Source organism: Amycolatopsis sp. WAC 01416, assembly GCF_003947485.1.
In the GTDB taxonomy this organism is placed as follows: domain Bacteria; phylum Actinomycetota; class Actinomycetes; order Mycobacteriales; family Pseudonocardiaceae; genus Amycolatopsis.
Genome location: NZ_QHHX01000006.1, coordinates 196,607 through 219,475, shown reverse-complemented (window position 1 = coordinate 219,475; position 22,869 = coordinate 196,607). Strand labels below are relative to the sequence as shown.

The following is a 22,869-nucleotide window of genomic DNA, read 5'->3' as shown; positions in this document are numbered from 1 at the left end:
ACGGGAGTCGTGAGCGGCAATGGTCGTTCTAACGCAATGACGACAAATGGTCCGCCAGCAGTCAGTTTGTCCATTGTGGATAGTTGTCGGTGTGGCAGCGGGCGTTGACGTAGGGGTCGTCGCGAGTGGTAAGTGTCGTTAGAACGACACTTACCACTCACGACTCCCCAGCCGCGCCACCCTGCGAACGGGCGGTTTCGCGTGACCTCGGGGACGGCACGTGTGCTCAGATGGACGACACGCGTGTCCAGGCGGACGACTCGCGGCGCCAGGCCGAACACTGAGAACTCCCACTCAGGCAAGTGGCGGCCAGGCACGGCCGACATCCGCTCGACGAGGTGTACCTTCCCGGGCGACTGCCGAGCTGGGCGAGAACTCGGCAGGGCCCGGGAAGGTACTTACTCGGTCACAGCCCACGGGTGCGATGAGGGGGTCACCGCAGTCCGCGACCGAGCGGCTTCACTTCAGGTGGTCGACACCAGCGCTTCACGACTCCTTGGGCCTGGGATATCCCGGGTCCACCTTGCCGTTCGCAACGTCGATCTTCGCGAGGGTCAGGTCGCCATTCAGCACCAAAGCGGACGACTCGTCCAGGAAGACGATCGCCTGACGGGGCCCATTCAGGTGCATCGGGTCGGTCAAGGGAGCGCTCACCGTTCCCGTGGTCAGGTTGATGATCGAGACCGAGTTGCTGTCCTTGTTCCCCGTCAGAACGGTATCGCCGTTGGGTGAAACCACGGCACCGTAAGGGTCATCTCCGACCGTGAACTTATTCAGCCCCGTGCCGAAATCGCCGTCCGCGACGCTGATGACACGCACGGAGTCATCGCCACTGGTGGCGACGTACAGCTTGTTGTCCCTGGCGGTCAGACCACGCAGCCCGGGGAGACCCGTACCGGGTACACCCGAGCTGTCCTTCTCGAAACCCGTGATCTCGCGTCGACTCGTGCCGGTGTCCGCGTCCGTCACGATGATCTTGCTTTTCACTCCATTACCGTAGTTGGTGACATACAGGGTTTTGTCGTCCGACGAGAGCTTGATGCCCTGACGAGGCTGATCGAACTTCGCGAAGGTCGCGTTCATCTTCATCGAACCGTCGGCGGAGTACAGGTCGACCTTGGTGACGGTGTTCTCCAGGTAATTGTTGACGTAGAGCCATTTGCCATCACTGCTTTGCGCGGAACCGAAAGTACCAGGGAGCAGCGGCAGCCGCTCCATAGTCCAGGACGCGCGAGTCAGCTCGATCCGGTCCACGACGCCCAGAATGCTGTCCGTCACCGTGAAGGTCAGGCCTTGCGTTGCGAAGATGACACTCCGCGGCGCCTTGTACCCCGGGATTTCAAAGAGCTTATTGCCGTCCGGCACGGAGTAGACGTTGAGACCCGTTGATTCCGAGTTGGCGCCCACGGCGAGCACATGGTTGGAATCGACGGCCAGGGTGTTGTTCTGTGGAGCGGCGACAATGGGGTCGGCACTGGCCGGGTCGTTCCCCGCTTCAACCGCGAAGGACCCGGATCCCTGATTCTGTGCGGTGGACGAATAGGTGTCCGCGAATGCGGCAGTACCTGGTAGGGCTGTCAAGGCAATCACGGCCGCGCCGAGAATCATCCGGCGCGTTGCCTGAGAATTTCTCACTTGCGCTTTCTCTCTTCCGTCGAGGCGTCCCACCTTTATGGGGCACCGCATGGGGAATACGCCGACGGCGGGCGGAGTGTTGAACCATGTCGAGATCTTTTTCCGACTATCGTTTATGTCCGGTTTGCTCCGACCGTGCCGCTACCCGGACGTCAGCGAGACGGCACGGCAACTCCAGGTCGTTCAGGTGGTTTCCTTCGCCGGCGTCGAATTCCCCGACGTCGTCGTTCGAGCAGGGCCTTCAGCAACTCCTGGACAGCACTCGGGCCCTGCTCGGACCGGTCACGATCCCCGATGCTCGATCAGCCCTGCTGCCGTCATAGTCAGGTGCCGGGTGAGCACCGCGGCAGCCGTGTCCGCGTCCCTCGCCAGGGTCGCCTCCTCCAGGCGGCGATGCTCGGTGACACCATCACGACCCGGCGTCCGGTGCGCCGACCACCGGCGAGCCAGTTCGCTCGCGGTCCACATCCGGTCGAATACCTCCAGTAGGACCGGGTTCCCGCATCCCTCCAGCAGAGTGCGATGGAAGACGCGGTGCGCCTCCGACCAGGCATCGCTGAGGTATTCGCCCTCTTCCGGCACGAACACCGGAGTACGAGCCAGCTTGTGGTGAGCGGCCCGCACCCGTGATTCCCAGTCGACATCGCCGTTCTCGATGGACAACCGCAGCATGACCGGTTCGATGGTCCGGCGTGCTTCGGCGATCTCCTGCCAACGACGGTCCGAGAAGGCCGGGACGGCGAACCCTCGATTGGGCAACCTGTCTGCCAGCCCGTCGCCGACCACCCGCACCAAGGCTTCGCGCACCACGGCCAGGCTCACGCCCTGGGCCTTGGCCAGGTCCTGAGGTTTGAGAGCGGCGCCGGGCTCGAAATCCCCACGCATGATGGCGTCCCGCAGGTGTACGTAGACCTGCTCGGACAGCATCTGTTTCTCCGGCGACGACGAGACGTTCATCCGGCGATCATAGACCATCTCGAAGATAATCGATTATTAATGCTACAGTCGATGTCACGCCTACCCAACGATCCCTCGCGCCCACATGGACCCGTTTCGGGCTGAATGTACGGAACCCGCGTTCGGTTTCCAGCTTGACAGCGAGTTTCTTCATAGCCGGTTCGTGGGCCTTTTCGTCTGCCTTCTCGGTCATCTTGTCCCGCTTCAGCCGGTCGGAGATCCGGGCTGTCTTGGCGATCGAAGAGAATCGGCTCACCCGTCCCCGCCTGGATACGGGACAGCCGTGCGCAGGAGTCCGACACCGGCAGTCGCCCACCCTGACCTGCACCATTGAGAGGTAAGGCAAACATGGCGTGGTGGGTCTGGTGGCCACCCACGCCCCCGTCTCCGCCGACGATGTTGCGAACGCCACGTTCGCAACCTTCAACGTTGCGAAAGTGGCTTTCGCAACCTTCCTCTCAAGAAAACGACGGGTGCCCGGCACTCTTGGACGGCACACCTCCGTCCGTGAGCGCCGGGCACGTCACGCAGACCCGGGAGAGCTTTCAGCGCGGTGGGTCGAAGGGTTTCTCCCCGAGGTCCTCGGTCAGGTCAGCCCTTGGCCAGCTGGGCGTCGATCCAGGCACGCAGCCGCGCCTCACCGGGGTAGCCGACGTTCCGCGAGTTGGGCAGTTCGGCGGCGTTGCGGATGCCGATCAGCGTCGGCAGGTAGCGGATGTTGTACCGGCTGGACAGGTCCCGGCTCCGGTCGACGTCGATCTCGCCGAGCAGGAACCGGCCGTTGTACTCGGCGGCGAGCCGTTCGATCACCGGCTTCATCCGCTGGCACGGCGGGCACCAGGTGGCGCCGAAGTCCAGGATGACCAGCTTCTGCCGCGAAATCTCCATGACCTCGGCGTAGTTGGCCGAAGTCACCGTGACCACGTTCGCGGCCGTCGGTGCCGGCGCGGCCGAGGCCGGTGCGCCGAAACTCACGACCAGCGCCAGCGCGCCGGCCATCAGGCCGATGAATCGTTTGAACCTCAACAAGGTGCACTCCTTCGTTGCGGGGGGTCCACTCAGGACGAAGACTCGGTCGGCAATCCGCCCGCGACCCAGTCTTCGATGCCTTCGCGGTATTTGCGGACGTCCGTATAGCCGAGTTCCACCAGCCGCCGTCCGACGAATTCACTGTTCCGGCACGGCGTGTTCGCGCAATAGACGACAATCGCGGCACTCTTGTCCGGAAGTACGGACGGAGCCAGCCGATCGGTGAACTCGGCGGCCTCCTCGTAGGGAAAGCCCGGAATATTACGCGCTTCCGGTATATGCTCCTTTTCGTAATAGGCGACCGGCATGGTGTCGACCACGACCACCGATCTGGCCTCCACTTCGGAGAGCAATTCCGTTCGAGTGATCAAAGGCAGCATGGCAACCCTTCCCGACGACCGTGATTGACGAATTCCATCGTCGGCCAGTCGCCGTGGTCGCTCTAGTGCCGCCTCGGCATGCCAGCGGGTTATCCAGCCACCATTTCGCCGTGCCGCTCCAGCCAGGTCCGATAGGGTGCGGATCTTTCGGCCATTCGCCGGTACTCGGCGGAGGTTCCGGCGGCCAGTTCCTGGATCCCTGGCACGCAAGGGCCGGCTTCGTGCCAGGCGAGCACATGACGGAGCTTCATCGGTGAGCCGGTCAGCGGCCGGATGACCAGGCCGTCCACCTCGGGCCGGGTCGGCTGGACGAGGCTGACGCCGTACCCGCCCGCGACGAGGTGCTCCCGGGTGACGTCCACGTCCACGTCATGGGTGATCCTCGGGTCGAACCCGTGCGCGAGGCACATCTCACGGAACACCGCACGGCATCCGTCGCCACCGCTCGACACGATCCAGTCTTCGCCGGCGAGCTCGGCGAGGTCGATCTCCTTCTCGGTCGCGAGCCGGTGCCCGGCCGGGACCGCTACGAACGACGGCTCCCGCACAAGGGTCATGGTCCGTACCCCCGGTGGCACCGGGAGGACGCGCTTGCCGCAGATCATGATCAGCGCGAGGTCGATGGCCCGGTGCGAGACCTGCGCGAGCAGCCGGGTGCGGGACGAGTCCGCACGGGTGCGGACCGGCCGGTCGGTGAACAGGTCTCGCAGGCCGCCGAGCAAGGGCGAGGCGAGGGCGCTGTCGTTCCAGCCGATGCGGATCGAGGTGTCCGTTTCGCTTCCCCGGCGGTGGAAGTCGTGCTCGAGTTCGTCGAAGGTGAGTACGATCACCTTGGCCCGGCGGAGGATCAGGGCGCCGAGTTCGGTGGGCCGCACCCCGCGCTGGTCGCGGTGGAACAGCGCGCCGCCGACCATCCGCTCGATCCGGCGCAACTGATGGCTGAGCGCGGGCTGCCCGAGCCCCAGTCCGGCCGCGGCGCGGTTCAGGCTGCCGTGGGAAGCGATCTCACAGATCACGCGAAGATGCCGAACCTGAATCTCCATGACTTCGTATACCGCACCGCGCCCCGGACTGGGCACCCTCGAAAGTTGCACCGACCTCCCCGTAATCCGATATCCACAGATCATTCGCGATTTCCCATAACCCGGTGACAACCGGTGACGGCAATACCGGCTCCCACGGCCGGTGGCTACGTTCGGTCGACGCGCCTATTCCCTCGCACATCACGCGAATCAGGAGTCCTCGTGCTTCGACCATCGCCACTCACCGAGCACTGTGCGGACCCGCTCATGCGAGCCGACCACGTCTGCCTCGGCGTCAGCCCGTTCAACAGCCATTTCACCGTCGATCGTATCGCCGATCTCGCTCGCTGGGCGATGTCGAACTTCCAGGGTTTCCATTTCTTCGTCCCGGACGGGCCGTCCGCGTTCACCCTCGAAGCACTCGGCTACAACCCGGTCCGCGCCGCGCAGAAGGCGCTGAGGCAAGGCAACTACACCCGGAACAAGATCATTCGCGCCCTTGAGCAAGTCTACCCAGGGGATTCGCGGGAACTGATCCTCGACTCCACGGTCCTCGACACCAATCGCGCCTACCTGGGGCTGCTTTCCGAGGCGCACCACCGGTTCGCCACCGACCCGGAGTTCGCCGAGCAGTGCCTCGGCGCCACGGGCTGGGTGCTGGACAAGCGGCTGCCCGAAGGCGAACACCCCACTCGTGACCAGTTGCGCAGCGCGGTCCGGTACTTCCTGGCCGAGTTGCCGATGTTCGTCGGCACCGTCGCCGTGGCCGGGGTCGGCAGTTCCGTGTTCGCCTATCACCAGCGCGTCTCGTTCCTCGAACGGCTCTACCGCCGCGAACTGTCCTGGCGGCCGAGCCCGGGCCAGGGCTTCGTCGTCCTCGAAAACACTGTCTCCGGACAAGCCATTCCGGAGCAGGCCGTCCCGGAACGGGTGGAGTGACGGTGGAACACGACGACTTCTCCCTGCGCCGGGTGCCCGCCGAACGCCGCTACTCCTGGATTTCCGTCGCACTGCAACGGTTCGGGCAGGTGTCCTCGTTCCACCAGTTCCTGCTCGGCGCGGTACTCGGCTTCGGCATGACGTTCTGGGACGCGGTGCTGGCCATCACGATCGGTTCGGTACTGCTGGAGATCATCACCATCCTGATGGGCGTCGCAGGCACCCGGGAGGGACTTTCGACGTCGGTGCTCGCGCGCTGGGCGGGCTTCGGCACCGGCGGGTCTTCGCTGGTCGGGCTGCTGATGACGGTGAGCCTCGCGGGCTGGTTCGGGGTGCAGAACGACGTGTTCGCCCACGGCCTCCACGCGTTGATGGGCGGCCCGCCGGTGTGGGTGTGGGCGCTCGCCGGCGGCGCGCTGGTGACCGCGATCGTCGTGTTCGGCTTCCGCGCGATGGCCTGGACGGCGTATCTGACGGTACCCGCTTTCCTGGCGCTGGCGGGCTTTTCGATCATCACCGCCCTCGACGACCACTCGCTGCCCGCGCTGATGTCCGAGCCGCCGCCGGGGCCGTCGATGTCGCTGGCGCAGGGCACCACACTGGTGGCGGGCGCGTTCATCATGGGCGCGATCATGACCCCGGACATGACCCGCTTCAACCGGACCGCGTCGGATGTGGTGAAGCAGACGCTGGTCAGTGTCACCCTCGGCCAGTACCTGATCGGCCTGATCGGGGTGCTGCTCGCGCACGCGGCGAAAAGCGCCGACGTGGTCGGGATCATCACCTCGTCGTCGGGGGTGCTCGGCACGCTGATCCTGGTCACCGCGATCCTGAAGATCAACGACTGGAACCTCTACTCGTCCTCGCTCGGGCTGGTGAACGCCGTCCAGGTGCTGCTGTCGCGGCGGCTGGACCGCACCGCCGCGACGTTGCTGCTCGGCGGGCTCGGCACGGTGCTCTCCGCGATCGGCATCCTCGACCATTTCACCGCCTTCCTGACCTGGGTCGGCGTGCTCACGCCGCCGGTGGCGGGGGTGGTGATCGCCGAGTACTACGTGGTCCGGCGCTGGAAACCGGAACTGGACGCCACCCGCGCCTCGGGGGAACTGCCTTCGACCTGTCCGTCGTGGGTTCCCGCCGCGCTGATGTGCTGGGTGGCAGGCGCCGCGGTGGGCATTTGGTTCCCGTGGGGAATTCCCACGGTGAACTCCATTTTCGCGGCTTTCCTACTGTATATTCTGATCGGCAGACGAACCACGGGCGCCTCGGCGCCCGTGGTGGTGACTTCTTCCGGCGGGTCGAAAGCTCGTTCGTGACAAAGGAGTTTGGCGTCGTACAGCTGGATGTGCAGCACCTGCGGGTGATCCGGGCGATCGCGGATACGGGCAGCCTGTCCCGTGCCGCGATCGCTCTCGGCGTCACCCAACCGGCGGTTTCCACGCAGCTCAAACGGCTGGAGAACATGCTGGGCTACCAGTTGTTCGACCGGTGCGAAGGCGGCGTGACACCGACGCCGATGGGCGAACTGCTGTTGCGCCGCACCGCCGCTTTGCTGCCACAGCTGGACAAACTGCTCGAAGACATCGAGCAGCGCAGCTGCCCCAGCGGCCCGCCCGGCGTCGTCCGGGTGGCGGCGGTGGCGAGCGCGCTGGTGGCGCAGCTGCCTTCGCTGGTGGCCAGGTTGTGGCCCGAGGTGTCGGAAGTGACCATGGTCCACGACGACCACCCGGAGAGACTGGTCTCGCTGCTGGCACAACAGCGCGTGGAACTGGTGCTGGCCAAGGACTATCCCGGGTACGAGCTGGAAGTACCAGAGGGAGTGGACACTGCGGTGGTGGCGACCGAGCCGACCTTCGTCCTGCTGCCGGAACGCCATCCGCTGGCCCGCGAGAAGACCGTCGACCTGCGCGACCTGCGGACCGACCCCTGGGTGATGGTGTCCGGGTCATCGGCGAACACGTTCACGAAGTACTTCGTCGACACGTGCGCACGGAACGGTTTCACGCCGTCCATCACGCATCAGGTGACTTCGCAGCAGGTGGCGCTGCTGGTCGTCAAGGCGGGCGCGATCGGGCTGTCACAACCGATCTGCGACCCGAAAGGCGACGGTATCGTGACCAGGCCGCTGGCCGGAGAAGTCTTGCCGCGCAGGCAGGTCATCGCTTGGCACCGGGACACCTTCGTGGCCGGGCGAAAGGCGGAACTGGCCGCGGCAATGGTCGAGACTTACTGGGCGGAAGCGAGAAAAGCGCCGATCTACGCCAGGTACCTGGAGTCCCGCACGGGCGCCGGGTGATACGTCACCGTCGCCCGCGCGGGAAGGATCACTGCCGTGGCGTAAGCGGGCCCGGATAGAGAACCGCGTCCGGCGGTCGAACCGTGCCCTCGAGCCAGGCGTGGTTGAACTCGGTGAGATCGAGCTGGGTGACCGCCGAGACGTAGAGCGTGAAGTCGTGCCAATTCTGATTGCCCTGCAGGTTGATCAACGGAAAACCCTCCGCGATCTGGAAGAACAGCTCGTCGCCGATCAGGCGGCGCAAGGCATGCACCATGAGCACCGCTTTGGTGGTGGGCACGAACTCGGTCCCCTTGCCGGGATCGGTGAGTTTGGGCGCCCAGAACGCCGCGTCCCCGGCCGCCACCAGCTCGCGGTAACGCTGGTCCATGTCGACACCGTTCGCGGTCTCATCCCACAACCACACCGCGTAGCGCGCGAAGGATTCCGGCAACAGCGCGTCGCGCCACATCTTGTTGGTCACCCCGGCCCCCCACCATTGGTAAGCCGTGGCGTAGACAAGATCGGAGACGGTCGCCGAACGGCCGTACACCGGCCGTGTCTGCGCTCCGTGCACGTAGCCGAGGTCGCGGTCGACGAACAGCCCACCCGCCGCCGCCTGCGGGTACTCACCGAACTTGCCGGCGAGGAACTCCAGCACCTCGGGGAGCCGGTCGCCGATCGCCCGTTTACCGGTGGCACAGGGATCGTAGACGTTGGTCGCGGTCCGCCCGCCGGGAAGCGCGATCTTGTCGATCTGCCAGCGCCCGATGCCGAGCATCGCCGTATTCGGCGCGAGCGCGGTTTCCTCCGCCCAGGTGACGGTGTGCCGTCCGGGCCCCGCTGGCACGTCCGACACCTGAAGACCATTGCCCACCACGGAATACTCGTTCAGAACGGTGACGGAGACCCGCAGGGTCGCCTTGTCGACTTCGGTGCCGTTGACCGGGAACCAGGTCATCGCCGAGTGCGGCTGGCCGGTGGCGACGGCCGAGCCGTCGGCCATGGTCAGCCACCCCGTCCTGCCGCGCGCCGTCGTGATCGGTGCCGGGCGTCCGTCGTAGCGGACCGCGACGGTGAACTTCGCGCCCTCGGCCAACGGGGTCCGCGGGGTGATCACCAACTCGTGTTCACCCGCGCGCTGGAATGTCGCGGCCACGCCGTCGACGGTGACCGACCGTACCGTGAGCCCGCGCAGGTCGAGGTTGAACCGGCTCAGATCCTGCAGCGCCGTCGCGGTGATCGTCGCCTTGCCGCCCACCATCAGGAAGTACGGCGAGTAGTCGAGCGCGATCGAGTAGTCGGTGACGTCGTAGCCGCCGTTCCCGTCCTTGGGGTAGTAGGGGTCGGTACCGAGGACGGTTCCATCGGGTGAAACGTGCACGTAGCCGTCGCTGCCGATCGCCGGGTCTTCCGCGGCCGACGCCTGGCCGACGCCGATCATCGTGGTGGCCAGCAACGCGGTGCACAGTGGCTCCTGCCACCGAAGCCGCACGGTCATGAACGAGCCTTCTCTCTGCGAACTAAGTGGTTGCCATCGGAAGTCCTTCAGGGGTATTCGGCGGATCCAGGTTTCCGCCGGGCGTGCGGCCGCAAGGTCCTCGTACCGGGTTGTACTCGGGCCTTGCGGCCGTATGTCCAGCGGGAAGCCGGGCCGTCGAGACACCCGAAGGACTTCCGATGGTGACCGCTAAGGGACGATGCCCGACCATCGTGCGATTGTTCCGCCGTGTCCGGCACTGCCGGACGGCCATGTCGTGGGGTTATCCACGCCGATAACCCCACGGCATGGTCGTCCGGAAGTACCCGCGCGCCCGCTGGGAAGCGATCGTCGAGGCATGCTGCCCTTCCGTGCGCTGCTCGCGCTGACGACGACGGTCTTCCTCGGTTGCCTCGCCGAGGTCCTCCCCGCTGGGCTGTTGCTGAACATGTCCGAGGACCTCGGCGTGTCCCAGGCGGCGACCGGCCAGCTGGTGACCGTCTACGCGATCACCACCGCGCTGACGGCGATCCCGCTCACCACCGCGACGCTGCGCGTGCCGCGCAAGGTGTTGCTGCTGGCGTTGATCATCGGCTTCCTGGGCACCAACCTGCTGATCGCCGTGTCCTCGTCGTACCCGCTGATCCTGGCGACACGGGTGGTTTCCGGTGCGCTGACCGGGGTGATGTGGTCGCTCGTCGCGGGCTACGCGATGCGCCTCGCGCCGCCTGGGCTCACCGGGCGCGCGCTGGCCGTGGCCATGTCGGGCACCCCGATCGGTTTCGCCCTCGGTGTGCCCGCCGGTACCGCGCTCGGCGAACTGGCCGACTGGCGCTGGGCGTTCGCCGCGATGGCGCTGATCACCGTGCCACTGCTGGCGTGGGTGCTCGCCGCGGTTCCCGCCGTCCTCGCGGATCCGACTCGCCCCACCCGGCCGCTGACCGCGTCACGGCTGCCCGGAATGCGGGCGCTGCTGGCGACGGTGGCGCTGTTCTCGTTGGGGCACAACGTGGCCTACACCTACATCGGCCCGATCCTCGCCGGCCTTGACGCTGCGGGAATGCTGGGTGCGGCCCTGCTGGTGTTCGGGTGCGCGACGGTGGGCGGGTTATTGGCGGTCGGTACCGCGCTCGACGGCCATCCGCGCGCCGTGCTGACGTGTTGTACCGGCCTGACGGCCGCGGCTGTCGTTCTCATGGGGCTCAGTGACGGGATCCACGGCGTGGTCCTGGCCGCCGCCTGCCTGTGGGGACTGGCGTTCGGCGGCGCGCCGACCGCCTTCCAGGCCGTCACCGCCCTCATCGCGGGCCCCACGGCCGACGCCGCCCAATCACTCACGATCGCGGCCTGGAACGGCGCCGTCGCCGGCGGAGCACTCATCGGCGGTCTCCTGCTGCCACTGGGAACGGGCCTGCTCCCTTGGTGCGCCGCCGTCATGATCCTCCTACCGCTGCTGATCAGCCGGCAAGTCGTACCTTCAGCACCCGCGAGCCAGGTCTCACGATGACTTCCGCGTCCCGTTCGACCGGGCTCGTTCGCCGGGTCGAACGGGCAGCCAAGGGCTGACGATCATGACTGCTTCGCGGTTCGTCGGCACACTGTCCGGCATGATCTTCCTCCGCGCGGCCGTCGCCGCACTGGCCTTGCCCGGGTAAGAGACCGCGCGCCGCCGGGCGTAGTCGTCGAGGGTGCGTGCGGCGACCCTGGCCGGTTCGTCGGCCACCCGGGGGTCGATCGTGGCCGAGGTGCCGTCGAAGAACCCGGTCGAGATCGCGCCGGGGTGCGCGACCATGACGTGCACCCCGGTCCCCCGCGGTTCCTCGGCCAGCGCTTCGGAGAAGGAGAGCACGAAGGCCTTGGTCGCGGCATAGCTGGCCTGGTACGGCATGGGTTGGAAGGCCGCGGTGGACGAGACATTGATGATTCCACCGGAACCGCGGGAAGCCAGCTCGGTGCCGATCGCGTGAGTCAGCGTGAGCAGGCCGCTCACATTGAGTCCGACGGAGTTCAGCTGGGGCTCGAGAGGGCGGCCGCGCCCGCGACGAGCTGGTCCGCACAACGCAGGAGAAGTCGCCGCTGGCGGCATTGGCCGGACCTGAATTACGACGGCTCATGGCATTACCGGACCGCGCTGTCGAGCGCCCCTGACCGCGACAGAACCGGCGAGGACTTCGTGCCCTCCGCATGACACCGAACGCCACTCACACGTCGGCAGGACCGCTTGTTTCCGGCAGGGTCAGCCGGAAACAAGCGCCCTCACCGAGAGCGGTCACCAGCTCGACGTCGCCACCATGGGCCCTGGCCAGAGAACGGGCGATGGCGAGCCCGAGCCCCGCGTTGGCGCCACCGGAGCGGCTCCGGGAGCGGTCGGCCCGGTAGAAGCGATCGAAGGCGCGGTCCGCCTGCTCGGCCGTCATCCCCGGTCCCTCGTCCGCCACTTCGAGCACAGAATGGCCTTCCACCGTGCCGACACCGATCCGGACAGGTGTGCCAGGCGGGGTGTGGGCGGCGGCGTTGCCCACGAGGTTGATCACGACCTGCCGCAGCCGAGCCTCGTCGGCATGGACCGGCGCGGGGCCGGGCGAGCCGGCGCCGCCCGGCCCGGTCAACTCGATCGGCCGGGACGGGTCCAGGGCGCGCAAATCGTGCCGGGCGTCGCCCGCGAAGGTCCGCAAGTCCATCGGCGCCCGATCAAGCTGTGCCTCCGGTGCGTCGTCGAGCTGAGCGAGCAGCAGGAGATCCTCGGTGAGGGCGGTGAGCCGGATGGACTCGCGGTCGATTCGCCGCATCGCCTTGTCGATGTCGGCCCGCGCCGGCAGCGCACCCATCCGCCAGAGCTCGGTCCAGCCTTTGATGCCGACGAGAGGCGTGCGCAGCTCGTGACTGACGTCCGCGACGAAGACGCGCATCCGGTTCTCGGACGCGGCACGGTCGGCGAAGGCCTGTTCGAGCTGGCCGAACATGGTGTTCAGCGAGGTCGCCAGGTGCCCGATCTCCGTCCCGGGTGATGCGAGAACCGGTACACGGCGGGAAAGGTCTCCCCCGGCGATCGCGGCGGCAGTGTGCTCGATCCGGCGCAGCGGCCGCAGGCCATGACCGAGCGCGAACCAGCCGGCCGTCGTCAGCAGGACGAGCAGCACGGCACCGCTGACGATGCTGGCCGCCCGGAGCTGCGCGATGGTGGCTTCGGCCTCGGTCAAGGGCGCGGCCGCGATCACCGTCCCCTGCCATCCCGTGGTCGGCAGGCCGACGGCTCGCCAGCGTCCGGACCCGTCCGCGGCGCGCAGGTCGACGGCAGTCCCGGTGGCGGGGATCGTGCGCAGCTCTTCGCGGGGCGGCAAAGCCGAACCGTCCAGCCGGGAAGCGTGGAGGTCGCCCGTCACCGCACCCGCCGCGTCCAGGTAGACCAGATAGGGAACGCCGATGGCGTCGGGAGCGGAGTCGCGGAGCTCGGGGCGCGCGAGGGAGTTCCCGATATCGGGCGGTCCCGTGGCCGGCACCCGCGAGATCACCGTGGTGACCGAGCGCAGCTGGTTGTCGATCCGGTCGAGCTGATAGCGCTCCACACGATCGGAGACGACCGCGCTGATGAGGCTCAGCCCGGCCAGCAACAGCCCCGAAGTGAGCAGCAGCAGCCTGACCCGCAACGAAAACCGGCTCACTGCCGCGGTTCCCGCATCACGTAACCCACGCTGTGCACCGTGTGGATGAGTTTGGGTTCTTCGGTGTCGACCTTGCGCCGCAAGTAGGAGATGTAGGTGTCGACGATGCTGGCGTCCCCCTCGAAGTCGTAGTCCCAGACGCGGTCGAGGATCTGCGTTTTGGACACCACCAGGCCCGCGTTCTCCATCAGGTAGCGCAACAGCCGGAATTCGGTGGCGGTGACGTGGATCGGCCGCCCTGCCCTGCTCACCTGATGCCCGTCGACGTCGAGCTCGATCGTGCCCACCGTCAGCAGGTCGGTCTGGTGACCGGACGTGCGGCGGAGGATCGCCCGGATCCGGGCGATCAGCTCTTCCAGGTCGAAGGGCTTCGTGACGTAGTCGTCGGCACCGAGCGAGAGACCGGTGACCTTGTCGGCCTGACGATCCCTGGCCGTGAGGAACAGGACAGGGACCGGCCCGCCGCGGCCTGCCGATCGCTGCCGTCGCAGCCGCCGGACCACCTCGAAGCCGTCCATGTCCGGCAGCATGACGTCGAGCAGCACCAGATCGGGCGGCTCACCGTCGGCCGAGGCAACCGCCTCGGCGCCGGTCGACACGGAGGTCACGTGGAATCCCGCGAACCGCAGGGTGGCGGAGAGCAGCTCCCGGACGGTGGCCTCGTCGTCCACCACCAGGAGCCGCTCAGCGCGTCCATGAGGCGTCATCGCCCGACTTGATCGTTCCACTCCGCCAGGATACGAAGGCCGTCACACGTCACGGCGCCGCAGGACGACGAACCCGGCCGCCACTACGACCAAGACCCCGACGCACATCCCACCCAGGTTCAGCCAAGGGTCCGGGTAGGCGGGATCCGGGACCGTCGCGAGGATCGCGGCCGCACCCCGCGTCGGCCAAAAGGCGAAAAGGCCTTCGAGCGCGGGGAAGAGGCCGGCGATGGCAGGCACCAGGAAGACGATTCCCACCAGGGTGGCCAGTGCTCCGGCGGTGGCTCGCATGAGCACACCGAGCCCGACCGCGAGCAGCGCGATGGCCGAGAGGTAAAGCCCCCCGCCCGCCACGGCGGAGAACACGCCGGGATCACCCAGCGCCGCGTTCGGCACGTCCTGAGCGGCCAAGAGCGCCTGTCCGAGGAAGAACGACACGAACATCAGTACTTGGCCCGCCACCAGCCCGATGACGGTGGCCAGCACCGCCTTCGCCGCCAGCAGCCGATGCCTACGGGGCGTGGCCGCCAGCGACGACTGGATCGAGCCGGTCGCGTACTCGGAGGTGATGATCAGGAGACCCACCACGCCGATGATCAGCTGGGCGAGGATGAAGGACTTCAAGCTGAGACCGGTCGGATCCCAAACCGCCTGTTCCGCGGGCGTCGACGTCTCGTACGTCGTCCCGGCGGAGCTCATGGAGATGGCCGTGATGCCGAGTCCGACCACGAAGAGCCCGGCCAGGGTGTACCAGGTGGAACGCAGGCTGCGGAGTTTGATCCACTCCGCGTGGAGAGTGTGCGCGAAGGCCACTTCAGACTTTGCCGCGAGCCAGTTCATGCGGCGGCCCCCTGGTACTCGACACTGTCCTTCGTCAGTTCCATGAACGCTTCCTCCAACGAGGGTTGTTGCGGAGTGAGTTCGCCGAGCGCGATGCCGTGGTACGCGGCGAGCTTGCCGATCTCGGCACTCGTCATGCCGGAAACCACGAGCGAAGACTCGAGCCCTTCCCGCACAACGGCCCCGGCCGCGGTCAACGAGAGCGCGAAGGAGTCCCGCTCCGCCGTACGGACGAGCACAGTGCCCTCGCCGTTGGACCGCAGGAACTCGCTCATCCCGGTATCGGCGATGAGCCTTCCCCGGCCGACCACGACCAGGTGATCGGCGGTCTGCGCCATCTCGCTCATGAGGTGACTGGAAACCAGCACCGCCCGGCCTTCGCGGGCCATGGAACGCATGAAGTCCCGGATCCACCGGATACCCTCGGGATCCAGGCCGTTCACCGGCTCGTCGAAGATCAGCACCCGCGGATCACCCAGCAGGGCCGCCGCGATGCCGAGCCGCTGCCGCATACCGAGCGAGAACCCTCCCGCTCGTTTGCCCGCCACGTCCTCGAGCCCGGTCCGGGCGAGCACTTCGCCGACCCTCTGCCGGGGCAGCCCGTTGCTCACCGCGAGCACCAAAAGGTGGTCGTACGCCTTCCGGCCGCCGTGGACCGCGCCGGCGTCTTGCAGCGCGCCCACCTCGGTCAGCGGTACGGGCAAGTCGGCATACCGGCGGCCGCCGATCTTGACCGACCCCCGGGTGGGCGCCGCCAAACCCATGATCATCTTCATGGTGGTGGACTTGCCCGCCCCGTTCGGCCCGAGGAATCCGGTCACCTGCCCGGGTTCGACGGTGAACGACAGGTCGTCCACCACGGTGTCGGGGCCGTACCGTTTGGACAGCCCCTTTACTTCGATCGTTGTCATGGCATCGACCTTGCCGAGCCGGGCTGACCGATCTCTGAGAGCTTCTGTGAAAACCCTGGGAATTGCCTGCCGGCGTCGCGGACGGGACATACTCGACCATTCCCCTGAGGGGGGAATGGTCACCAACGATTTCTTCGTGTCCGGGTGATCGCCGCGACATACCACCGACAGCCTTGTACACCCGTCCCTTCACCGCCGGAAAATTCGGCGAAAGTCTCCCAGCGGAGGAACTGCAGTGAGGATCATACGGCCCCGCGGTCGTTCGGCTGGGAGTCGTGAGTGGTAAGTGTCGTTCTAACGACACTTACCACTCACGACTCCCGCTTCGCACAGCCGGGACCGAGTTCGGGGGACCACGACCTTTCCCGGACCGCCGATCGGCTTCCAGCCTGATCAATGCTACGCGAGCCATGCGGCACGAAAGGGCACTCTTATGTGCCCGAAATCCGGAAAGGCCGTCGGCGAGACTTGGCTCCTGCGCCTGAGAGATCGCTTCTCGCCGCCGGTTCCCAAAACTCAGCTTGTCCACAGTGGACATATCTGATCGCCGACGATGGCGGCGTGGTCCACATCACCCTCACTCGGAGGAACCGCCCCCCTCCGCCAGCCGACGCTGCTGGCCCAGTGGGCACGAAGCGACGAACGCAAAGCACGGCGAACCGACCGCAGAGGCGACGACGAACTCGATGCCTACAACGCGATGCTCGCCGAGCTCGCGGCACGAAAAACCTGAGAGATCCGAACCTGGCGAGGCCGAAACGAAACCCACTGGCCACGAAGGGGTTGTCCGCCAATCTCTGGACGACGATCGCGATTCTCGTGAGTGTTTCTGGTCGCCAGAACGACACTTATCGAGGGGTAAGGCAAGGAGGGCCGCGTGGCGGCGGGCAGACCCGACCCCTGTTCCCTTTCAACCCACACCCGGGAACAATCGGGCAATCTTCGCATTGCTCGGCGTAGCGCTGGCCAAGGTCGGCAGATGCCACTGCGGGCCCCAGACTACGAACAGCTCTTTCGTCCCGGATCGCGTCACACCCTGGCCAACGGTGATGACGCCACAGTCCGCTTGCGGCGGGATACCTCTCTCTGGCTGCCGTCCGGGCGGGTCATCGCCGGTGAACCGTTCGGGTTCGGAACGACTTGGACGACGCGAGACCGCCGGGTTCGTCACTCTGCTCGACCCCCGCGGCCTCGACGCCGGCCATGCTCCCGAACGGACCGACGGCCTTTCCGATGCCCCAGGCTCCACCGCCGACCAGGGCGAGCGCCGCACCGTAGGCGGCGAGCTTCGTTGCTGTGTTCAAAGTGAAGTCCTTGTGGCCGGACGAATCGTTGCGCTCAGCTCTTTTGATGGTTACGGACGAGCGAGGCGGAACGTCTCAGGCGCCTTCAAGAAATCTGGGCGGCCGATGACCACATACAGCCTGGATGGTCGATTCCGTGAAGGTGGCGTGAGTGGTTGTGACTGGTGAGGTGTCGGTGGCCGGTCGAGGCTCAGGTCGGTCGAGACGACACGCCGCGGGACTGATGTCCCCAATGCCACATTGGGAGCGCTGAGCGACTCCAATGTGGCATTGGGGGCAGTGGCTGTGCAGGACTCTTCACTACAAACCGTATATATGGGCATGAATCAGTCGTCTTGCCGCCGAGAGGTGTCCTTTGTGAACACTCGGAGCACGGTCAGGCTCCCTGACGGCCAACGCTCCAGCGGACATTCCTTCGCGGACGGCCGGAAAGGCAGCCACCCGGAGCGGCGCCCGCGCGGTGCTGTGCCCGGCATGCGGCGATGGTGATCACGCTCGGGTCACTCCTGGAGCCGGATGGTTCGCCGGTCGAGAGACAACGCCGAAGTTCAGTCTGGAGCGACCAAGCGGTAGCCGGCGGCCGAGAACTCCGCGGTCAGGGCATAGCGGTCGCCACGAACCAAAGTGTGCCGCCATTCGACCGCGCGATCACGGGAGTGGCTGAGCCGGTTGATCGCGAACGCCGCGACGTCGTGCGCGCAGGCGAGCTGCCTGCGTTCGGCGGCTGTCGGGATGACCGCGTGGACCTCTTCGCGACCGCGATCGAGCTTGACTCCGGCGCGCGCGGCCAGCTCGGTGTAGAGGCTGGTGTGGCTGAAGTCGGCGGCCATCAGGGGTCTCGCCAGGTCCGCCGGTAGCCAGACCCGATCCAGCGCCAACGGCTCGTCGCCCGCCAAGCGCAGACGTTCGAGGTAGACCAGCGGGGTGGACGCTTCGAGGTCGAGGCGTTCGGCGACGAGCGCGTCGGCTCGGACGTCGAAGAAGCGAACGACGCTGTGCTGCGGCAGACCGGCGGCTTCCACCGACGCGAAAAGACTGTAGAGCGCCCCCAACGGCTGAGCGATCTCGGCTGGGGGCGCGACCCGGGGCTGTCGTCCTCGTTCGGCGACGATCACCCCGTCCGCGCGCAGCTGCCGCAGGGCCTGCCGCACGGTATGTCTGCTCACGCCGTATTCCTCGACCAGTGCGAGTTCGCCGGGGAACTGATCGGTGAAGTCTCCGGCGTCGAGCCTGGCCAGCAACTCTCGCTGTAGCTGCCGCCAGAGCGGCTCGGCACCCGACCGGGCGAGCGTCCGCTGGGTCATCACGTCCTCCAAGCGATCGCCGCAGAGCGTACCTCTGGCCAAATGTACGGACATCCTCTAGCGTAGATGTCCGTACATTTGGAGGCCGTCGATGTCACAGCGGACACTGCTCAGATCCGGGCCGGTCGCATGATCGCGACGCGGGACGCGCCGGCGGACAAGAAGACACCGCTCCGCCACGGCAAAGAGATCGCGCCCGGACTACTGGCCGCTGTCACCGTCGCCGCCGTTGCGACCGGGCTCGGGCTCGCCGCTCCCGTCGTCGGCGGGCCGGTCTTCGGCATCCTGCTCGGCGTCATCGCCGCATCCGCGGTCCCCGCGCTCCGGACCACGAGGTGGACACCCGGCTACGCCGTGGCCTCGAAGCCGGTGCTGCAACTGTCCATCGTGATACTCGGTACCGGCCTGTCCTTGCAGGAGGTCCTCCGGGTCGGCGGAGAATCGCTTCCGGTCATGCTGGGCACCCTCGCCATCGCCCTCGGCGGCGCGTGGCTGCTCGGCCGATGGCTCGGGGTCCTCGGCGACACACGGACGCTGATCGCCGTCGGCACCGGGATCTGCGGGGCATCGGCGATCGCGGCCACCGCGGCGGTCATCAAACCGAAGCAGGCCGACATCGCTTACGCCATCGGGACGATCTTCACCTTCAACATCGCCGCTGTCCTGCTGTTCCCTCCGCTCGGGCACCTCCTCGGAATGAGCCCGCAAGCCTTCGGGCTCTGGGCGGGTACTGCGATCAACGACACCTCGTCGGTCGTCGCGGCCTCCTTCGCCTACGACGGCGACGCCGGTCCCCACGGCGTCGTCGTCAAGCTGACCAGGACCCTGACGCTGATCCCGATCGTGCTCACGCTGGCGATCTCGACCGCCCACCGCACCACCTCGGGCCCGGCGGAACCGCGCACCGGGTTCACCCTCCGCGGCCTGCCCTGGCGCCGGGTCGTCCCACTGTTCCTGCTCGGATTCATCGCGGCGGCCACCCTGGAGAGCCTCGGCGCGATCCCCGCTTCCTGGCACCCCGCGCTGTCCTTCCTCGGCACGTTCCTGATCACCACGGCGCTGGCCGGGATCGGGCTGACGCTGCGCCTCGCCGACCTGCGCAAGGCGGGCCACCGTCCCTTGCTGCTCGGCGGCCTGCTCTGGGTCCTCGTCGCGGCGTCGAGCCTGGGCCTGCAGGCCCTCACCGGCACCCTCTGATATCCGGTGGACCTTCACCGGATTCGACATCCCCGAAGGAGATCGGAAACCAACAAGAAGGAGTGTGCACATGACAGTCGCGTCCAATCCTCCGGAAACCTTGGTCAGGCCCGGCCTCGAGGAACTGATCGAACGACTTCGACAATGCACCGGGCGCACATCGGAACCCCGCGTCACCGCGCAAGCCGTGGCGAACGTTCTCACCGAACTCCACCCGGCTCCCGAACTCCTCACCCCGGCCGAACGAGAAGGGTCCAGAGGGGGATACACCCGCAACACCCTGCACGCCGAAGCCGACTTCTCGATCACCGCCCTGGTGTGGCGACCCGGCCAGCGCACCGAGATCCACGACCATCTCGTCTGGTGCACTTTCCTTGTCCTCCAGGGAACCGAGACGGAGACCATCTTCGACATCGACGGCGACCACCTGGTCCGGAAGTCCCAGCGGGAACGCCTCACCGGTTCGGTCAGCGGTGTCGCGCCGCCCGACGACATCCACCAGGTGCACAACACCACCGACACCGTCGCCATCACCTTGCACGTCTACGGCGCCGATCTCAGCAAGGGAACCAGCGTCCGCCGCGTCTACCAGGAACGCGCCACTCCGAAGTACATGGAGTAAGCGATAGCTCCATTTCGGCCAATGCCGCGTCTCGGCGCCGGTACCGGCGTTCCCCATTACGGGAAGTCGGTACCGGCTATTACTCACGAATGCCATCGGAATGCGGAGTCGCCCATCGGGGACTTCGGCGATCTGGTCGACGACAATGAGGCGAGCACCGTCGTGGGTGACCTGAAGAACGGTTCGTTCATCAGGGAGCGGGCGGTTCACCCGGACAACGGCGCGAGCCGGCTCGACAAGCAGATGTCGCCCCGCGGTACGGTTCCCCAAGCCGTCCTCCAGGTCAGTCGACCCGACGAACCATCAGCTTGCAGCTCGCCGCTTTTGGCGCGCGAATATCGTTACGCCCCTTGACAACGTGCTGTCACGGAGTCCCCGAAGAACTCGCGACAGTCGATTAGGCGCTCTCACCGGTCCTGACCGACATGAATTCGGTCAGCTGATCGTCTTCGTGCCGGCGAAGTCGGCGTGAGCCTGCTCGATCGCTTCCGGGTACGCCTCCCGCCTGACGTGCTCGGCCAGTGCCCGGTAGCTGCTGGCGAGACTCGGGTTGTCGCCCCTTGCGTTTGCCGACGGGGATGATCAGGTCCGGCTGGACGTCCTCCACCGACTCGCCGCCCGCGCGGCGGCGCGGCACGGTGTGTGACCGGCACGGCGAGCCCGGCTCCACCCGAGCATCGCGGGCACCGGTGTCGATGTCCGGAGTCGCCCGCACGGAAGTCCGAAACCCCTGTGCACGTGAATTTGCGAGAGCACGTCACCGACCCGGTGCGCTCGGCGTGCCGCTGGTTCTGAGATTCCGCGCCAAAGGACCGGTTTGGCCTCCAAATCCCGCGGAGGTGAAACCACCGGGCTACCTTTGCTCCAGCCCGGCGGGGTCTGGAGTGACCCCGGTGGCGGCACTCGTGATCTGCCAGAGCTCGTTCGCGAGCCCCAGGTCCTTGGCGGCCGCCGAACGGCGTGCCGGCCCGGCCGGGCCGCGGATCTCGAACGGTCCGGTCGGGCCAAGGTAGTCGCCACCCTCGGCCGGTCCGGTGGCGGCGATGAGCTGGGGCGCGACCCCGGTGGTGACCGGCTGCGAGAGGTATCGGTCCGGCAGCACGAGGAGGCGGGACCTCCACGTACTCCCGCGGGCAAGGGCGTTGGTCAGCAGCTGTGACGTCGTCAGTCCCGGATGAGCGGCGATCGACAGCACCGGGTCGCCGGCGGTGCGCAGCCGCCGATCGAGTTCCGCGGCGAACAGGAGGTTCGCGAGTTTGGAGGCTCCGTAGGCACGGGTCGGCGAGTACCGCCGGCGCTCCCAATGCAGGTCGGCGAGGTCAAGTCCGCCGGTACGGTGGCCGAGGCTGGACGTCGTCACGACCCGCGCAGGTCGCCCGCGGTCTCCTGCCGCCCGCAGCGCGGGCATCAACAGCCAGGTCAGCGCGGCCGGACCAAGGTGATTGGTCCCGATCTGCAGCTCGAAACCGTCCCGGGTCCGGCTGTGCGGCCCCAGCGATACCGCGGCGTTGTTGATCAGCACGTCGATCCGGTCCCCGGTGCGTTCCCGGATCTCCGCGGCGGCGGCCCGCACCGAGGAGAGGTCGGCCAGGTCGAGCAGAACGGGTTCGGCCGACCCGGTGCCGTCGATCCCGGCTCGCACCAGGTCGACGGCCGCCGCTCCACGCTCGGCGTCGCGAACAGTCATCAGGACCCTGGCACCGGCCGCCGCCAACGCGCCGGAGAGGGCGAGGCCGAGGCCGGAGGTCGTCCCGGTGACGACGATGGTGCGGCCCGTCAGGTCGGGCAGGAATTCATGTGACACTGTCATATGGGATAGCCTGCCCAGTTCGGATGACACTGTCAACTAGAATGGCCGGCGTGACGCGCACCGAGACCGCCGAGGCCACGCGGCAAGCTCTTGTCCGCGCTGCTTCCGAGCTGCTCGACCAGGGCGGTCCTGACGCGGTGACCCTGCGTGCGGTCGGAGCTCGGGCAGGAGTCTCACGAGGTGCGCCCTATGGGCACTTCGAGAACAAAGAACATCTGCTGGCCCAGCTCGCCATCAACGCGTGGAGTTCCCTGGCGGACGACGTCGAGCACCTTCGCGCGAACCTCGAGTCCACTTCGGACATACGGTTGGAGCGAGCCATTCTGGCGTTGATCGACGTCGCTCGACGGCGGCCGCACCGGTACGCGCTGATGTTCAGTGCTCCGGCTGATACACCAGCCGCACTGGAGGCCGCAGGCCGTCTCGAGGGCGTGTTCCTGGCCCTGGTCGCGGACATGGTCGGCGAATCCGACGCGCCTCGGTTCGGCGCGCTGCTGATGTCGAGTGCACACGGCATCGCGGGAATGGAACTCAGCGGTCATCTGGCGAAAGAAACGTGGCAGGTCAGCGTGGAGCAACTCGTGCACATGCTGATCGACGCGATCCGACATGGATACCCGCAGTAAGAGACAACCCGCGAGTTGCGGGGTACCTCGCCGGGAACACGAGGGGCCGATCCGCCCAGGTCCGCCGCGCGGACCGGTCCCGCCTCCACCAGTGCGTGCGATTCCGCGGTCGTGGCACTGGTGAAGGTCATGGGGCCGTACGAGAAGTGCACGGACACGTGTGCCCGTC

22 protein-coding genes are annotated in these 22,869 nt (G+C 67.0%); 8 read left to right on the top strand and 14 right to left on the bottom strand.

All coding sequences use genetic code 11. The annotated features are described in order from the left end of the window. Window positions 1-486: 486 nt before the first annotated feature. From DL990_RS21775 to DL990_RS21755, 5 genes are all read right to left on the bottom strand, one after another. Window positions 487-1,668 (bottom strand): YncE family protein, encoded by a 1,182-nt coding sequence (locus DL990_RS21775; RefSeq protein ID WP_125789528.1) that lies wholly within the window; start codon window positions 1,666-1,668, stop codon window positions 487-489. Window positions 1,669-1,917: 249 nt separating this feature from the next. Beyond that, window positions 1,918-2,562, bottom strand: a complete 645-nt coding sequence (locus DL990_RS21770) for a GntR family transcriptional regulator (RefSeq protein ID WP_199746559.1) — start codon at window positions 2,560-2,562, stop codon at window positions 1,918-1,920. 621 nt (window positions 2,563-3,183) lie between these two features. Next, on the bottom strand, window positions 3,184-3,618 hold the full coding sequence (locus DL990_RS21765) for a co-chaperone YbbN (RefSeq protein WP_233620537.1): 435 nt from the start codon (window positions 3,616-3,618) through the stop codon (window positions 3,184-3,186). A gap of 32 nt (window positions 3,619-3,650) precedes the next feature. After that, on the bottom strand, window positions 3,651-4,001 hold the full coding sequence (locus DL990_RS21760) for a rhodanese-like domain-containing protein (RefSeq protein WP_125789531.1): 351 nt from the start codon (window positions 3,999-4,001) through the stop codon (window positions 3,651-3,653). An 89-nt stretch (window positions 4,002-4,090) separates the two neighbouring features. Then, window positions 4,091-5,044 carry a LysR family transcriptional regulator gene (locus tag DL990_RS21755; RefSeq protein ID WP_125799751.1) on the bottom strand — a complete coding sequence of 318 codons (954 nt, stop codon included), beginning with the start codon at window positions 5,042-5,044 and terminating at the stop codon, window positions 4,091-4,093. 201 nt (window positions 5,045-5,245) lie between these two features. On the opposite strand from DL990_RS21755, the gene DL990_RS21750 reads away from it, so the two are divergent. From DL990_RS21750 to DL990_RS21740, 3 genes are read left to right on the top strand one after another with little or no spacing between them, the layout of a single operon-like run. Beyond that, window positions 5,246-5,962, top strand: coding sequence for a tRNA-dependent cyclodipeptide synthase (locus DL990_RS21750; protein WP_125789533.1), 717 nt, complete (start codon window positions 5,246-5,248; stop codon window positions 5,960-5,962). 2 nt (window positions 5,963-5,964) lie between these two features. After that, entirely contained in the window at window positions 5,965-7,278 is a 1,314-nt protein-coding gene (locus DL990_RS21745) for a cytosine permease (RefSeq protein WP_125799750.1), read from the top strand. Beyond that, window positions 7,275-8,258: a LysR family transcriptional regulator gene (locus DL990_RS21740; protein WP_125789535.1), complete on the top strand. Its 984-nt coding sequence runs from the start codon at window positions 7,275-7,277 to the stop codon at window positions 8,256-8,258. The genes DL990_RS21745 and DL990_RS21740 overlap by 4 nt, the downstream gene beginning before the upstream one ends. 28 nt (window positions 8,259-8,286) lie before the next feature. Here DL990_RS21740 and DL990_RS21735 read toward each other — a convergent pair whose 3' ends face one another. Beyond that, window positions 8,287-9,738, bottom strand: coding sequence for a M1 family metallopeptidase (locus tag DL990_RS21735; protein WP_125799749.1), 1,452 nt, complete (start codon window positions 9,736-9,738; stop codon window positions 8,287-8,289). A gap of 337 nt (window positions 9,739-10,075) precedes the next feature. Here DL990_RS21735 and DL990_RS21730 point away from each other — a divergent pair, with 337 nt between their 5' ends. Further along, on the top strand, window positions 10,076-11,224 hold the full coding sequence (locus tag DL990_RS21730; protein WP_125799748.1) for an MFS transporter: 1,149 nt from the start codon (window positions 10,076-10,078) through the stop codon (window positions 11,222-11,224). Here DL990_RS21730 and DL990_RS21725 read toward each other — a convergent pair. The 7 genes from DL990_RS21725 to DL990_RS21690 form a co-directional block, all read right to left on the bottom strand. Next, entirely contained in the window at window positions 11,216-11,707 is a 492-nt protein-coding gene (locus DL990_RS21725; RefSeq protein ID WP_199746528.1) for an SDR family oxidoreductase, read from the bottom strand. The genes DL990_RS21730 and DL990_RS21725 overlap by 9 nt on opposite strands. 211 nt (window positions 11,708-11,918) lie before the next feature. After that, the gene (locus DL990_RS21720; RefSeq protein ID WP_125799746.1) at window positions 11,919-13,379 is read right to left on the bottom strand and encodes a cell wall metabolism sensor histidine kinase WalK; all 1,461 of its coding nucleotides are present in this window, start codon (window positions 13,377-13,379) and stop codon (window positions 11,919-11,921) included. Next, window positions 13,376-14,086, bottom strand: a complete 711-nt coding sequence (locus tag DL990_RS21715) for a response regulator transcription factor (protein ID WP_125799936.1) — start codon at window positions 14,084-14,086, stop codon at window positions 13,376-13,378. The genes DL990_RS21720 and DL990_RS21715 overlap by 4 nt, the downstream gene beginning before the upstream one ends. Before the next feature lie 42 nt (window positions 14,087-14,128). Beyond that, window positions 14,129-14,926: an ABC transporter permease gene (locus DL990_RS21710; RefSeq protein WP_125789540.1), complete on the bottom strand. Its 798-nt coding sequence runs from the start codon at window positions 14,924-14,926 to the stop codon at window positions 14,129-14,131. Beyond that, on the bottom strand, window positions 14,923-15,837 hold the full coding sequence (locus DL990_RS21705; RefSeq protein ID WP_125799745.1) for an ABC transporter ATP-binding protein: 915 nt from the start codon (window positions 15,835-15,837) through the stop codon (window positions 14,923-14,925). Before DL990_RS21705 ends, DL990_RS21710 begins: the two co-directional genes overlap by 4 nt. Window positions 15,838-16,943: 1,106 nt before the next feature. Further along, entirely contained in the window at window positions 16,944-17,141 is a 198-nt protein-coding gene (locus DL990_RS21695) for a hypothetical protein (protein ID WP_125799743.1), read from the bottom strand. A gap of 548 nt (window positions 17,142-17,689) precedes the next feature. Next, window positions 17,690-18,445, bottom strand: coding sequence for a GntR family transcriptional regulator (locus tag DL990_RS21690; RefSeq protein WP_125789543.1), 756 nt, complete (start codon window positions 18,443-18,445; stop codon window positions 17,690-17,692). Window positions 18,446-18,511: 66 nt separating this feature from the next. On the opposite strand from DL990_RS21690, the gene DL990_RS21685 reads away from it, so the two are divergent. From DL990_RS21685 to DL990_RS21675, 3 genes are all read left to right on the top strand, one after another. Further along, window positions 18,512-19,642 carry a YeiH family protein gene (locus DL990_RS21685; RefSeq protein WP_233599280.1) on the top strand — a complete coding sequence of 377 codons (1,131 nt, stop codon included), beginning with the start codon at window positions 18,512-18,514 and terminating at the stop codon, window positions 19,640-19,642. A 187-nt stretch (window positions 19,643-19,829) separates the two neighbouring features. Next, entirely contained in the window at window positions 19,830-20,264 is a 435-nt protein-coding gene (locus tag DL990_RS21680; protein ID WP_233599282.1) for a cysteine dioxygenase family protein, read from the top strand. 21 nt (window positions 20,265-20,285) lie between these two features. Next, window positions 20,286-20,618 (top strand): hypothetical protein, encoded by a 333-nt coding sequence (locus DL990_RS21675; protein ID WP_125799742.1) that lies wholly within the window; start codon window positions 20,286-20,288, stop codon window positions 20,616-20,618. Window positions 20,619-21,117: 499 nt separating this feature from the next. Here the strand turns inward: DL990_RS21675 and DL990_RS21665 are convergent, their stop codons facing one another. Beyond that, window positions 21,118-22,074, bottom strand: coding sequence for an SDR family NAD(P)-dependent oxidoreductase (locus tag DL990_RS21665; RefSeq protein ID WP_125799741.1), 957 nt, complete (start codon window positions 22,072-22,074; stop codon window positions 21,118-21,120). Window positions 22,075-22,124: 50 nt separating this feature from the next. Between DL990_RS21665 and DL990_RS21660 the strand changes: the two genes are divergently transcribed. Beyond that, window positions 22,125-22,700: a TetR/AcrR family transcriptional regulator gene (locus tag DL990_RS21660; RefSeq protein ID WP_125799740.1), complete on the top strand. Its 576-nt coding sequence runs from the start codon at window positions 22,125-22,127 to the stop codon at window positions 22,698-22,700. The last annotated feature ends 169 nt before the right edge of the window (window positions 22,701-22,869 follow it).

What these genes read in the sequence shown, in the direction of transcription:
- DL990_RS21770 (WP_199746559.1), bottom strand. Translation starts at nt 2,562, where the DNA reads ATGCTGTCCGAGCAGGTCTACGTACACCTGCGGGACGCCATCATGCGT.
- DL990_RS21760 (WP_125789531.1), bottom strand. Translation starts at nt 4,001, where the DNA reads ATGCTGCCTTTGATCACTCGAACGGAATTGCTCTCCGAAGTGGAGGCC.
- DL990_RS21755 (WP_125799751.1), bottom strand. Translation starts at nt 5,044, where the DNA reads ATGGAGATTCAGGTTCGGCATCTTCGCGTGATCTGTGAGATCGCTTCC.
- DL990_RS21735 (WP_125799749.1), bottom strand. Translation starts at nt 9,738, where the DNA reads ATGACCGTGCGGCTTCGGTGGCAGGAGCCACTGTGCACCGCGTTGCTG.
- DL990_RS21730 (WP_125799748.1), top strand. Translation starts at nt 10,076, where the DNA reads ATGCTGCCCTTCCGTGCGCTGCTCGCGCTGACGACGACGGTCTTCCTC.
- DL990_RS21715 (WP_125799936.1), bottom strand. Translation starts at nt 14,086, where the DNA reads ATGACGCCTCATGGACGCGCTGAGCGGCTCCTGGTGGTGGACGACGAG.
- DL990_RS21710 (WP_125789540.1), bottom strand. Translation starts at nt 14,926, where the DNA reads ATGAACTGGCTCGCGGCAAAGTCTGAAGTGGCCTTCGCGCACACTCTC.
- DL990_RS21705 (WP_125799745.1), bottom strand. Translation starts at nt 15,837, where the DNA reads ATGACAACGATCGAAGTAAAGGGGCTGTCCAAACGGTACGGCCCCGAC.
- DL990_RS21690 (WP_125789543.1), bottom strand. Translation starts at nt 18,445, where the DNA reads ATGACCCAGCGGACGCTCGCCCGGTCGGGTGCCGAGCCGCTCTGGCGG.
- DL990_RS21685 (WP_233599280.1), top strand. Translation starts at nt 18,512, where the DNA reads ATGTCCGTACATTTGGAGGCCGTCGATGTCACAGCGGACACTGCTCAG.
- DL990_RS21675 (WP_125799742.1), top strand. Translation starts at nt 20,286, where the DNA reads ATGCCGCGTCTCGGCGCCGGTACCGGCGTTCCCCATTACGGGAAGTCG.
- DL990_RS21665 (WP_125799741.1), bottom strand. Translation starts at nt 22,074, where the DNA reads ATGACAGTGTCACATGAATTCCTGCCCGACCTGACGGGCCGCACCATC.